The organism is Micrococcus sp. KRD070, from assembly GCF_017168435.1.
In the GTDB taxonomy this organism is placed as follows: Bacteria; Actinomycetota; Actinomycetes; order Actinomycetales; family Micrococcaceae; genus Micrococcus; species Micrococcus luteus.
Genome location: NZ_JABFNH010000024.1, coordinates 201,447 through 214,334, shown reverse-complemented (window position 1 = coordinate 214,334; position 12,888 = coordinate 201,447). Strand labels below are relative to the sequence as shown.

9 protein-coding genes and 1 pseudogene are annotated in these 12,888 nt (G+C 75.1%); all 10 read left to right on the top strand.

The annotated features are described in order from the left end of the window. Positions 1 to 1,693 (top strand): Mur ligase family protein (locus J1M38_RS10615; protein ID WP_206482170.1); only part of this gene is annotated, 1,693 nt, incomplete at its 5' end. Further along, positions 1,690 to 3,204: a UDP-N-acetylmuramoyl-tripeptide--D-alanyl-D-alanine ligase gene (gene murF / locus J1M38_RS10610; protein ID WP_095347343.1), complete on the top strand. Its 1,515-nt coding sequence runs from the start codon at positions 1,690 to 1,692 to the stop codon at positions 3,202 to 3,204. The genes J1M38_RS10615 and murF, both read left to right, overlap by 4 nt. Next, positions 3,201 to 4,328, top strand: a complete 1,128-nt coding sequence (mraY, locus tag J1M38_RS10605) for a phospho-N-acetylmuramoyl-pentapeptide-transferase (RefSeq protein ID WP_135040333.1) — start codon at positions 3,201 to 3,203, stop codon at positions 4,326 to 4,328. Before murF ends, mraY begins: the two co-directional genes overlap by 4 nt. After that, positions 4,325 to 5,920 (top strand): UDP-N-acetylmuramoyl-L-alanine--D-glutamate ligase, encoded by a 1,596-nt coding sequence (gene murD, locus J1M38_RS10600; protein WP_170748249.1) that lies wholly within the window; start codon positions 4,325 to 4,327, stop codon positions 5,918 to 5,920. Before mraY ends, murD begins: the two co-directional genes overlap by 4 nt. Positions 5,921 to 5,964: 44 nt before the next feature. Then, positions 5,965 to 7,146, top strand: a pseudogene (gene ftsW, locus J1M38_RS10595) (putative lipid II flippase FtsW); the annotation flags it as partial. A gap of 90 nt (positions 7,147 to 7,236) precedes the next feature. Then, positions 7,237 to 8,367 carry an undecaprenyldiphospho-muramoylpentapeptide beta-N-acetylglucosaminyltransferase gene (gene murG / locus J1M38_RS10590; protein WP_041102719.1) on the top strand — a complete coding sequence of 377 codons (1,131 nt, stop codon included), beginning with the start codon at positions 7,237 to 7,239 and terminating at the stop codon, positions 8,365 to 8,367. Continuing rightward, positions 8,364 to 9,851 (top strand): UDP-N-acetylmuramate--L-alanine ligase, encoded by a 1,488-nt coding sequence (gene murC / locus J1M38_RS10585; protein WP_060974016.1) that lies wholly within the window; start codon positions 8,364 to 8,366, stop codon positions 9,849 to 9,851. The genes murG and murC overlap by 4 nt, the downstream gene beginning before the upstream one ends. After that, positions 9,848 to 10,627: a cell division protein FtsQ/DivIB gene (locus J1M38_RS10580; RefSeq protein ID WP_233437070.1), complete on the top strand. Its 780-nt coding sequence runs from the start codon at positions 9,848 to 9,850 to the stop codon at positions 10,625 to 10,627. Before murC ends, J1M38_RS10580 begins: the two co-directional genes overlap by 4 nt. Before the next feature lie 317 nt (positions 10,628 to 10,944). Continuing rightward, positions 10,945 to 12,081, top strand: coding sequence for a cell division protein FtsZ (gene ftsZ / locus J1M38_RS10575; RefSeq protein ID WP_206501245.1), 1,137 nt, complete (start codon positions 10,945 to 10,947; stop codon positions 12,079 to 12,081). Beyond that, a partial coding sequence (locus tag J1M38_RS10570) for a polyphenol oxidase family protein (RefSeq protein ID WP_206501244.1) occupies positions 12,078 to 12,888 on the top strand: 811 nt, incomplete at its 3' end. The genes ftsZ and J1M38_RS10570, both read left to right, overlap by 4 nt.

Below are 12,888 nucleotides of genomic sequence, written 5' to 3'. Positions count from 1 at the left end.
CTCCCACACCCCCGCCACGCCCTGGCCCGCCCTCGCACAGGCGCTGGCCGAGGCGGGGATCGCGGCCCACGTCCACGGCGCGGCCCCGGCCGACGGCGTCACGGGGGTCAGCCTCGACTCGCGTGTCGTGCGCCCGGGCGACCTCTACGTCGCCGTCCCGGGGGCGCACGCCCACGGTGCCGCGTTCGCGGCCACGGCGCTGGAGGCCGGCGCCGTCGGCGTCCTGACGGACGCGGCGGGCCGCGCGCTCTTGGCGGAGCAGGGCCTGGCCGACGTCCCGGTGCTCGAGGTCGACGCCGTGCGCACCGCCGCCGGCACCGTGGCGGCCCGCGTCTACGGCGGCGGGGGCGACGCCGGCCCGCGCCTGCTCGGCGTGACCGGCACCAACGGCAAGACCACCACGAGCTTCCTCGCCGCCGCCCTGCTCGAGGCCCTGGGGCGCCGGTCGGGCATCGTGGGCACGATCCTGATCCGCGCGGGGGAGCGGGAGGTCCCCTCCACGCTCACCACGCCCGAGGCCACCCAGCTGCACGCCCTCATGGCGCTCATGCGCGAGGAGGAGGTGGACACCGCCGTCATGGAGGTCTCCTCCCACGCCGTGGCGTACCAGCGGATCGCCGGCCTGCGCTACGCGGTGGCCGGGTTCACCAACCTGACCCAGGACCACCTGGACATGCACGGCTCGATGCAGGAGTACTTCGCGGCCAAGGCCGGTCTGTTCGACCCCGCCCGCACCGACCACGCCGTCATCACGCTCGACGGCGGCGAGGGGCCCCGCTGGGGCGTCGCCATGGCCCGGGCCGCCGGCGCTCCCGTCACCACGCTCGCCCTCGGGCCGGCCGCGCCGACGCCGGGCGCCCTGGCCGAACACGACCCCGGCCTCCGGGCGGACTGGGAGGTCGCCGAGCTCGCGCCGGACGGCCTCGGCCATCGCTTCACGCTGCGCCACGCGGCCACGGGCCGGGAGCTGCGGGCCTCCGTCGGTCTGCCGGGCCGCTTCAACGTGGCCAACGCGGCCCTCGCGGTCCTGCTCGTGCTGCACGCCGTGGGGGAGGAGCACCTGGACGCGCTCGCCGCCGTCCTGGACGTGCCCGCGGGCGAGGGCCCTCTGGCCGCCGCCGTCCCGGGACGGATGGAGGTCGTGGGCCGCGAGCCGGACGCCGTCGTCGACTTCGCGCACAACCCGGACGGCATAGTCCAGGCGCTGCGCTCCCTCGCCGACGCCCGGGCGGCGGCCGGGACGCGCGGCCGCACCCTGATCGTGTTCGGCTCCGCCGGTGACCGTGACCGTGACAAGCGGCCCGTGATGGGCGCGATCGCGGCCCGGGCGGCGGATGTGGTGATCGTCACCGACGACACCCCCCACTCGGAGGACCCGGCCCCGATCCGTGCCCACATCCTCGCCGGCGCCCGCGCCGAGGCCGACCGCATCGCGCGGGAGGAGGGCCGCACGGTCGTGATCGAGGAGGTGGCCGACCGTGCCGCGGCCATCCGCCGCGCCGTGGAGCTGGCGGGGCCGCAGGACGGCATCCTCCTGGCCGGCCGCGGGCACGAGACCACGATGGACTACGACGGCGAGCTCGTCCCGCTGGACGATCGGGTGGCCCTCCGCGAGGCCCTGGCAGCCCGTGTCGCGGCGGCCTCCGCCTCGGGCTCCGGCCCCGCCCGCGAGGGTAAGGTCATCGAGTCATGATCGCTCTCACCGCAGCCCAGATCGCCGAGGCCGTGTCCGGCACGCTCTCGGCCACCCTCGACCCCGCCACCGTGCTGGTGCACGTCACCCCCGACTCGCGGGAGGTCACCGCCGAGGGCACGCTCTACGTGGCGAAGCCGGGGGAGCGCGCCGACGGCCACGACTTCATCGACGCCGCGCTGGGCGCCGGCGCCGCCGCTGTGCTCGCCGAGCGCGCCACGCACGCCCCCGACGGCGCCGCGCACCCGGCGATCATCGTCGAGGACGCCGTGCTCGCGATGGGCGCGCTCGCCCGGGAGGTCGTGCGCCGCATCCGGGGGCACTCCCCGACCACCGTCATCGGCATCACCGGCTCGGCCGGCAAGACCACCACCAAGGACCTGCTCGCCGCCCTGATGGCCACCCAGGGCCCCACCGTCGCACCGGTCGGCTCGTACAACGGCGAGGTCGGCGTGCCGCTCACGGTGTTCCGGGCGGAGCTGGACACGCGCTTCCTCGTGGTCGAGATGGGCGCGGACCACGTCGGCAACATCGCGTACCTCTGCGACATCGTGCGCCCGGACATCGGCGTCGTGCTCATGGTGGGCACCGCCCATGCGGGCAGTTTCGGCGGCGTGGCGAACATCGCGCGCACCAAGGGCGAGCTCGTGGAGGCCCTCGGCCCCGACGGCGTCGCCGTCCTCAACCTCGACGACGAGCGTGTCGCCGGCATGGCGGCACGGACCGCCGCCCCGATCACCTGGTTCACCGCGGACGAGCGGGGCGTCGCCCGCGCGGCCGAGGACGTGGCCGCCGGCCGCGCGTCGGGACTCGTCGCCGCACGGGACGTGCGAGCCGACGACCAGGAGCGCCCCGTCTTCGACCTGCAGGTCGGGACGGATGAGGCCGCCGTGCGGCATCCGGTGGCCTCCGGACTGACCGGCCTGCACCACGTGCACAACGTGCTGGCCGCCGCCGCGGCCGCCCACGCCGCCGGCATGGACCCGGCCGAGATCGCCCGTGGTCTCGACGGGCTCGGGCCCGCCAGCCGCTTCCGGATGGAGCGCACCGACCGCGCGGACGGCGTCACGATCATCAACGACGCGTACAACGCCAACCCCGAGTCCATGCGCGCCGCGCTGCGGACGCTGGCCACCCTCGGCCGCTCCAGCGGCCGCCGCACCTGGGCCGTCCTGGGGGAGATGCTCGAGCTCGGCGATGCCCGCGTCCGTGAGCACACCCTCGTGGGCGAGTCCGTGGTGCGCCTGAACATCGCCCAGCTGCTGGTGGTGGGCGCCGGAGCCCGGCCGCTCTACATCGGCGCCCTCAACGAGGGCAGCTGGGGCGAGGAGGCGCACTTCGTCGACGACGCCGCGCAGGCCGAGGCGTTCCTCGCCGAGCACCTGCGCCCCGGCGACCTCGTCCTCGTCAAGTCCTCCAACGGCGTCGGGCTCGCGGCCCTCGGCGAGCGCCTCGCCACGGCCGACGCCGTCGCCGCCCCCTCCGCCTCCCCGAAGGAGTCCCGACCGTGATCGGACTGCTCATCGGCGGCGTGCTCGGCCTGGTCCTCTCGGCCGTCGGCACCCCGCTGTTCATCAGGTTCCTCGTCAAGCGCGGATACGGCCAGTTCGTCCGCGACGACGGCCCGACCACCCACAAGACCAAGCGCGGCACGCCCACGATGGGCGGCGCGGTCATCATCGGCTCCATGGTGCTGGCGTACCTGATCACCCACGGGCTGCTCGCGGTGCTCGGCGTCGACTTCGGCGGGCCCACGGCCTCCGGCCTGATCCTGCTGCTGCTCACCGTGGGCATGGCCTTCGTCGGTTTCGTGGACGACTTCACGAAGATCACGAAGCAGCGCTCGCTCGGCCTGACGCCGCGCGGCAAGATCATCCTCCAGGCCCTGATCGGCACCGCCTTCGCCGTCCTCGCCCTGAACTTCCCGGACGAGCGGGGCCTGACCCCCGCCTCGACGGCGATCTCCTTCGCCCGGGACATCCCGTGGCTCGACCTGGCCTTCGCCGGACCCGCGATCGGCGTCATCCTGTTCGTGATCTGGTCGAACCTCATCACCACCGCCACCACGAACGCCGTGAACCTCACGGACGGCCTCGACGGGCTCGCCACGGGCGCCACCGCCATGATCACGGGCGCCTACGTCCTGATGTCGCTCTTCCAGTCGAGCCAGTCCTGCGCGCTCGAGGGCACCCGCGGCTGCTACGAGGTCCGCGACCCCATGGACCTGGCCCTGCTCGCGGCGATCCTCACGGGCAGCCTGCTGGGCTTCCTCTGGTGGAACACCTCGCCGGCCAAGATCTTCATGGGGGACACCGGCTCCCTGGGCCTGGGCGGCGCCCTGGCCGGCTTCGCGATCTTCACGCGCACCGAGATCCTGGTGGCCGTGCTGGCCGGCCTCATGGTCGCGATCACGCTCTCCGTCATCATCCAGGTGGGCTGGTTCAAGGTCTCCGGCGGCAAGCGCGTGTTCCTGATGGCGCCGCTGCAGCACCACTTCGAGCTCAAGGGCTGGGCCGAGGTGACCGTCGTGGTCCGCTTCTGGCTGCTGTCCCTGATGTGCGTCACCGTGGGGCTCGCGATCTTCTACGGCGACTGGCTCATCCGCCAGGGCGGCCTCGCGGGGGTGACCCCGTGACCGGCCCCGCGTCCGACGCCGCGCTCGCACCGGTGCGCCGGCCTCGCGCCGACACCGCCCGCACCGCCGACCTCACGTCCTGGGACGCCCCGGGGTGGGCCGGCCTGCGCGTCGTCGTCACGGGCCTGGGCGTCACCGGCTTCTCCGTGGCCGACACCCTGGCCGAGCTGGGCGCCGCCGTCGTGGTGGTGGACGGCGATGACGGCCCCGAGAACCGGGCGCGTGCGGAGACCCTGCGGATCGTGGGGGTCCGCGAGGTCCTGCTCGACCGGGCGGCCACGCAGGTGCTGCCCGAAGTCGACGGCGCCGCCGCGGACCTCGTCGTGACCTCCCCGGGCTGGCGGCCGGACCAGCCGCTGCTGATGGCCGCCCATGCGGCGGGCCTGCCGATCTGGTCCGACGTCGAACTGGCCTGGCGGCTGCGCGAGCGCGCCGGCCGGAAGACCGCCGACTGGGTGTGCCTGACAGGCACGAACGGCAAGACGACGACCGTGACGATGGTCGAGGCCATCCTGCGGGCGGACGGCCGTCGGGCGGTGGCCTGCGGCAACGTCGGCACCCCCGTGCTCGACGCGATCCGCGACCCGGAGGGCTTCGACGTGCTCGCCCTCGAGCTCTCCAGCTTCCAGCTGCACTGGACGCACGGCCTGGCCCCGGCGTCATCGGCGGTGCTGAACCTGTCCGAGGACCACGTGGACTGGCACGGCTCGATGGAGGAGTACGCCGCCGCCAAGGGCAAGGTGTACGCGAACACGCGGGTGGCCTGCGTGTTCAACGAGCAGGACCCGCTGACCCGCACCCTCGTGGAGCGCGCGGACGTCCAGGAGGGCTGCCGCGCGATCGGCTTCACCACGGACACCCCGGGCCTGTCCGACATCGGCGTCGTGGACGGGATCCTCGTGGACCGTGCGTTCCTGGACAACCGGCGCCACGAGGCGATCGCCCTGGCCGAGCGCGCCGACCTGGGCCCGGTGGCGCCGCGCCACACCATGGCCAACGCGGCCGCCGCGGCGGCGCTGACCCGGGCCGTCGGGGTGAGCCCCGCGGCCGTGGCCGAGGGCCTGCGCTCCTACGACCGCGGGGAGCACCGCATCCAGCTCGTGGCCACCTCCCGCGACATCATGTGGGTCAACGACTCCAAGGCGACGAACCCGCACGCCGCAGACGCGTCGCTGGCGGCGTTCAGCTCCGTGGTGTGGCTGGCCGGCGGCCTGCCCAAGGGCGTGACCTATCACGAGCTGGTGGCCGCGCACGCCCACCGGCTCCGGGCGGTGGTGCTCCTGGGCAGGGACACCTCGGCCCTGCGCGCGGCCCTGGCCGCGCACGCCCCGGACGTCCCCGTCCACGCCCCCCTCGCCGCGGCCGACGGCACCGGCCCCGCCGACGGCGCGGCCGTGATGACCGAGGCGGTGCGCGTGGCCGACGGCCTGGCCCGCCCCGGCGACACCGTGCTCATGGCGCCCGCCGCGGCGTCGATGGACCAGTTCCGCTCCTACGCGGCCCGCGGCGACGCATTCATCGAGGCCGTCGCCGGGCTGATGCGCGAGCACGGCTGGGACGTGCACGACGACGCCGCCCCCGACACCGACTGACCCGCCGCCCACCCGACCGTCTCGCTTCCCCCGTGAGGAGGGCCATGTCCCCGATCGAGCTCCGCCCGGTCCGCCCCCGCGCGGACGACGACGCCCCCGAGCACCGGGAGCGTCTCCTGCACCGGATGTGGCGGGTCCTGGAGGGTCGCCGCGCCCTCGACCTGTCGGTCCTGCTCATCAGCGGCTGCACCGCCCTGCTCACCGTGCTGGGGCTCGTGATGGTGCTCTCCTCGTCCTCCGTCGAGGCGATCGGCACCGGCGGCGGCTCGTACGCCCTGTTCCTGCGCCAGAGCGCCTGGGCGGTGGCGGGCGTGGCGGCCCTGCTCGTGTTCTCGCGCCTGCCGGTGCGCGTCTTCAAGGCGCTCGCCTGGCCGGCGTTCGGCGTGGCCGTGATCCTGCTCGCGCTGGTCGCGTTCTCCCCGCTCGGCGTCACCGTGGGCGGCAATCGCAACTGGCTGGGCATCGGCGGGTTCCGGATGCAGCCCTCCGAGGCCGCCAAGCTCGCCCTGGCCCTGTGGGCGGCGGCGGTCCTGGAGCGCAAGCACCGCCTCGTCACCCAGGTGCGGCACGCGCTGATCCCGGTGCTGCCCGGCGGCCTGCTGCTGCTGATCCTGGTGATGGCGGGCAGCGACCTCGGGACCGCGATCATCCTCGCGATCGTGCTGGCCACGGTGCTGTACGTGGCCGGCACCCACTGGGGGGTCTTCCTCACCTTCCTGGCGCTGAGCATGCTGGGCATCCTGGCCCTGACCCTCCTCGCCCCGCACCGCATGGTCCGGGTGCAGGCCTGGATGGGGGACTGCTCCGACGCCACCGACCCCTGCTTCCAGCCGGCGCACGGGATGTACGCCCTGGCCTCGGGCGGCTGGTGGGGCGCGGGCCTCGGCCAGTCCCGCCAGAAGTGGAGCTACATCCCGGAGGCCGAGAACGACTTCATCTTCACCATCCTCGGCGAGGAGCTCGGGCTCGTGGGCACGCTGGTGGTGCTGCTGGCCTACCTCGGCCTGGCGATCGGCATCTACCGCGTCGCCGCCGGGACCACGTCCACGTTCATCCGCCTGTCCACGTGGGGGATCCTGGCCTGGCTGGTGGGCCAGGCGGCCGTCAACATCGCGATGGTCTCCGGGATCATCCCCGTGGTGGGCGTCCCCCTGCCCTTCATCTCCTATGGTGGTTCCGCGCTCACCCTGTCCTTGAGCGCGGTCGGCATCGTGCTGGCCTTCGCCCGTCACGAGCGCCGCCGTGCCGCGCAGCCGGACGCCCGCCCGCAGGCGGACGAGCCGGACACCGACCCCCTCCCCGCTCCAGGAGCCCCGATGACGCAGACCTCTCATCCCTCCGGACCCCTGCGGGTGGTGCTGGCCGGCGGCGGCACCGCCGGCCACATCTCCCCGATGCTCGCGATCGCCCGCGCCCTGGAGGACGACGGCGGCGGCCCCGTCGAGTGCACCATGGTCGGCACCGCCTCCGGCATGGAGACGCGTCTCGTCCCCGAGGCGGGCTACGAGCTCGACCTGATCGACCGGGTCCCGATGCCGCGCCGCCCGTCGATGGACGTCGTCCGCTTCCCGGCCCGCATGCGCGCCGCGGTCGCCACGGCGGCCCGGATCCTGCGGGACCGGCGCGCCGACGTCGTCGTGGGCGTGGGCGGCTACGTCGCCACCCCCGTGTACCTCGCCGCGTTCCGGGCCGGTGTGCCCGTGGTGGTCCACGAGGCCAACGCCCGCCCCGGCCTGGCCAACCGCATCGGCGCCCTGCGGGCCACGCACGTCGGCACCGCCCTGCCGGACACCCGCCTCCGCGGCGCCCGCTGGGTGGGCATGCCGATGCGCCCCGAGATCTCCGGCCTGGACCGGGCGGCCGCCGGCCGTGCCGCCCGTGAGGCCCTCGGCCTCGACCCGGACCGGACCACCGTCGTGGTGACCGGCGGCAGCTCGGGTGCGCTGGCCGTGAACCGCACCGTGCGCGCCGCGCTGGGCGACCTCCTCGACGCCGGTCTGCAGGTCTTCCACCTGACCGGGCGGGACAAGGCCCTCACCGAGGACGACGGCAGCCTCCTGGTCCGGGACGGCTACGTCCAGCGGGAGTACCTGGCGGGCATGGAGCAGGCCTACGCCGCCGCCGACCTGATCGTCGCCCGCTCGGGCGCCGGCACGGTCTGCGAGGTGTCCGCGGTCGGCCTGCCCGCCGTCTACGTCCCCCTGCCCATCGGCAACGGCGAGCAGGCGCTCAACGCCCGCCCCGTGGTGGAGGCGGAGGGTGCGCTGCTCGTCCGCGACGACGCCTTCGGGCGCGCGTGGGTGCAGCGTCAGCTGATCCCGCTGGCGACCGACCCCGAGCGTCTGGCGCGCATGGGGGAGGCGGCCGCCCGCTTCGGCGTCCGGGACGCGGACGTCACCATGGCCGGCCTCGTGCGCTCGGCCGCCCAGGAAGGAGCCCGGCGATGAGCCGCGACGAGAGCACCCGTCCCGCGGCCGAGGGCCGCTTCGCCGACCTGGGCCGCGTGCACCTGCTGGGGATCGGCGGCGTGGGCGTGTCGGGGGTCGCCCGCATCCTCCAGGAGCAGGGCGTCGCGGTGTCCGGCTCCGACGCGAAGGACCTGCCCGTAATGCGCGAGCTCGCCGCGGGCGGCGCCCGGATCACGGTCGGCTACGACGCCGCGCACCTCGGCCGGGACGTCACCACGGTGATCGCCTCCTCGATCGCCGGGCCGGGCAACCCGGAGCACGACGCCGCCGTGGCACGCGGACTGCGCGTGCTGCACCGTTCCGAGGGCCTCGCCCTGGCCATGCGCGGCCACCGGGTGCTGGCCGTCGCCGGCACGCACGGGAAGACCACCACGTCCTCCATGGCCGCCATGGCCTTCTCCGACGCCGGCTGGGACCCCACGTTCGCCGTCGGCGCCGCCGTCGCCGGGCTCGGCACCAACGCCCGGGCGGGCCGGGGCGAGTGGTTCATCGCGGAGGCCGACGAGTCCGACGGCACCCTGGTGAACTACCCGAGCACGATCGGGATCGTCACGACCGTGGAGGCCGACCACCTGGACCACTACGGGACCGAGGAGGCGGTGCACCAGGTCTTCCGGGACTTCGCGGGCGGGCTGCCAGCCGCCGCCCAGGGCGGGGTCCTCGTGGCCTGCCTCGACGACGCCGGCGCGGCGGAGCTCGCCGCGTGGGCCCGTGACAACGCGGCCGCCGACGTCGTGACCTACGGCACGGCGCCCCGCGACGGCGTGGTGCCGGACCTGCTGGTCACCGACCTCGCGGTGGAGCCGGGCGAGACCGGAGTGGGCCAGCGCGCCACGTTCCGGATGGCGGACGGGCCGGAGCGCACCCTGCACCTGCAGGTGCCCGGCCGGCACAACGCGCTGAACGCCGCCGCCGTGGTCCTGGCCGCCGTCCGGGCGGGCATGGCCTTCGAGGCCGCCGTGCGGGGCGTCGAGGCCTTCCGGGGCACGGCCCGCCGATTCGAGTTCCGTGGCGCCGCGCGCGGCGTGCGGGTCTTCGACGACTACGCGCACCATCCCACGGAGGTGGCCGCCGCGGTCTCCGCCGGCCGTGCCGTGGCCGGTGACGCCCGCGTGCACGTCCTGTTCCAGCCCCACCTGTTCTCCCGCACCCGGGACTTCGCCGCCGAGTTCGCCGCCGCCCTCTCCGGGGCGGACGTGGTGCGCGTGCTGCCCGTGTACGCGGCCCGGGAGGAGCCGATGCCCGGCGTCGACTCGTCCCTCATCGCCTCCCGCCTCACCACGGGTGCCGCCGAGGACCGTGTCGTCGCCGAGGACCGCGCCGAGGCGGTGCGCTCGCTCGCGGCGGGCGCCACGGCCGGCGACGTCGTCCTGACGATGGGCGCGGGGGACGTCACCGCCCTGGGTCCGGACCTGCTGGCCGAGCTCGGCCGGGACGCGGCGCCCGGCGTCGCCCACCCGTGAGGCGCGGCCGCGGGACGCCGCCGCCGGCCGGAACCGACGCCTCCACCGTCGTCCAGTTCCCGGGCCGCACCGCGCGCCGGCGCCGCGCCACCCGCTGGGGTGTGGCGGCCGCGGTGCTCGCGGTGCTGGGCGCCCTGGGCTCGGTCGTGTTCTTCTCGCCCGTGCTCGCGGTGGACCGCGTCGAGGTCACCGGCACCCGCCACGTCTCCGCCACCGACGTCCAGGAGCGCCTGGAGCCCGTGTACGGCGTGCCGCTGTCCCGCGTCGGCGCCGGCCGCGTGCGCGAGCTGGTCGGCGGTCTGCCCGGGGTGGCCGAGGTCCAGACCGTGCCCCGCCTGCCCACCGGCCTGGAGGTCGTGGTCCGGGAGCACGAGGCGCGGGCCCGGCGGGACGGCGACGACGGCGTGCAGCTGCTGCTCGCGGACGGCACCGTCCTGACGGGAGTGCCGGAGGAGCGGCTCGAGGGGGAGGACCTCCCCGCGTTCTCGGAGGAGCTGGCGCACCGGGCGCAGGAGGAGCGCGCCGAGGTGGCCGAGGTGCTGGCCGCGCTGCCGGAGTCCGTGGCCGATCGTGTCGAGACCGCGGACTCTCGGGGCCCGGGCCAGGTCCGTCTGGCGCTCGAGGGCGGGGTGACCCTGGTCTGGGGCGACGCGCAGGACGCCGGTCTCAAGGGGTCCGTGGCCGAGGCGTTCCTGGCGGACGAGCGGCACGGATCCGCGGCGGGCGGCGTCGCCGAGATCGACGTCTCCGTGCCCACGCGGCCGATCACGCGCTGAACCGGGGCCACAGGAGTCTCCAGTAGAACGTGAAGGTGAAGGTCGGGGCGCGGGACCTCGTGCGAGTCGGGGGGTCCTCACCGCGGCTGCTGGTCCTTCGAGTCTCACGTGAAAGTTGATGTTGAGGCCGTCTTTTCCGCGTGGACACGCCGTTTTCTTTTGCACGTGACGCGGGCCTCCCAGTACGGTGGACCCGAACGCGCGCGAGGCTCGCTTCACGCTGTGCTTGAAGGTGTCCACCCCGGGTGGCCGCCGATCACCGGGGCGATGTGCCTCGCGCTGACCTCTCGAGATCTCGAACAAAGGGAACCAACACCGTGGCTGCACCCCAGAACTACCTGGCCGTCATCAAGGTCGTCGGCATCGGCGGCGGCGGCGTGAACGCCGTGAACCGCATGATCGAGGTGGGGCTCCGCGGCGTGGAGTTCATCGCCATCAACACGGACGCCCAGGCGCTGCTGATGTCGGACGCGGACGTGAAGCTGGACGTGGGCCGCGAGCTCACCCGTGGACTCGGCGCGGGCGCGAACCCCGAGGTCGGCCGCCAGGCCGCCGAGGACCACGCGGAGGAGATCGAGGAGGTCCTGCGGGGCGCGGACATGGTGTTCGTGACCGCGGGCGAGGGCGGCGGCACCGGCACCGGCGGAGCGCCCGTCGTGGCCCGCATCGCGCGCTCGCTCGGCGCCCTGACCATCGGCGTCGTGACCCGTCCGTTCACGTTCGAGGGCCGCCGTCGCGCCGGCTCCGCCGAGGCGGGCATCGACGCCCTGCGGGACGAGGTCGACACCCTCATCGTGATCCCGAACGACCGCCTGCTGTCCATCTCGGACCGCAACGTCTCGGTCATGGACGCCTTCCGTCAGGCGGACCAGGTGCTCCTCTCCGGCGTCCAGGGCATCACCGACCTGATCACCACCCCGGGCCTGATCAACCTCGACTTCGCGGACGTGAAGTCCGTGATGCAGGGCGCGGGCTCCGCGCTCATGGGCATCGGCCACGCGCAGGGCGAGGACCGCGCCGTCAAGGCGGCCGAGCTGGCGATCGCCTCGCCGCTGCTCGAGGCCTCCATCGACGGCGCGTACGGCGTGCTGCTCTCCATCCAGGGCGGCTCCGACCTCGGCCTCTTCGAGATCAACGAGGCCGCGCGACTGGTCCAGGAGGTCGCCCACCCGGAGGCCAACATCATCTTCGGCGCGGTCATCGACGACGCCCTCGGCGACGAGGTGCGCGTGACCGTGATCGCCGCGGGCTTCGACAAGGTGGACGTCACCTCCGCCCCGGCCGCCCCGCAGGCCGCGCAGCAGCAGCAGGCCGAGCGCCCCGCCGTGCGCGGCACCGTGCCGCTGGCCCCGCAGGAGCAGCAGCCGCGCCGCCAGCAGGACCTGCCCACCGTGGTGGAGCCGGACCTCGGCGCCGGGTCCTCGGACCTGGACGTCCCGGACTTCCTCAAGTGACGGCCGCGGAGGGGCCGGCCGGGACCACACGGGTCCCCGCCGGCCCCTTCGTGCACCGCGAGACCGTCCGCACCGCGACGGGCGCCGTGCACGTCGCCTGGACCTCCGTGGCCGCCGGCAACCTCGCGCTGCACGTGGTCCCGCCGGACGAGGCCGAGGGGCTCGCTCGCGTCAGCGCCGCCCGTCGCGCCCTGGAGCGCGTGATGGGGGTCCCCGAGGGCGCCACGCTCTATCTGGACCAGGTGCACTCGGCCGACGTCGTGTGGGCGGACGGGCCCGGGCGCGGCGGTGCCCCGGCCCCCGTGGCCGACGCCGCCGTGAGCCGCGACGGGTCCCGGCCGCTGGCCGTCATGGTGGCCGACTGCCTCCCCGTGGTCCTCGTCGACGAGACGACCGGCGCGACCGCCGTGGCCCACGCCGGGCGACGCGGGCTGCTGGAGGGCGTCCTGGAGGCGACCGTCGATCGGCTGCTCTCCCTGCGTCCGGAGGCCGACCGGGCCGGTCCCGGCCTGCGCGCCTGGATCGGCCCCGGCGTGTGCGGCCGCTGCTACGAGGTGCCCGCGGCCATGCGCGACGACGCCGCCGCCCGCCTCCCGGCGACCGCCGCCACCACGTCCTGGGGCACCCCCGCCCTCGACCTGCCCGCCGGCGCCGCGGAGGTCCTCCGTGCCCGCGGGGTGGCCGCCGCGACGATCGACGTGTGCACGCGGGAGGACGAGCGCCTGTTCTCGCACCGTCGGGCGCCCGGTGAGGGCCGGTTCGCCGGCCTCGTCTGGCGCGCCGACCCCGACGCCACCACCCCGAGAG

What these genes read in the sequence shown, in the direction of transcription:
- murF (WP_095347343.1), top strand. Translation starts at nt 1,690, where the DNA reads ATGATCGCTCTCACCGCAGCCCAGATCGCCGAGGCCGTGTCCGGCACG.
- murG (WP_041102719.1), top strand. Translation starts at nt 7,237, where the DNA reads ATGACGCAGACCTCTCATCCCTCCGGACCCCTGCGGGTGGTGCTGGCC.
- murC (WP_060974016.1), top strand. Translation starts at nt 8,364, where the DNA reads ATGAGCCGCGACGAGAGCACCCGTCCCGCGGCCGAGGGCCGCTTCGCC.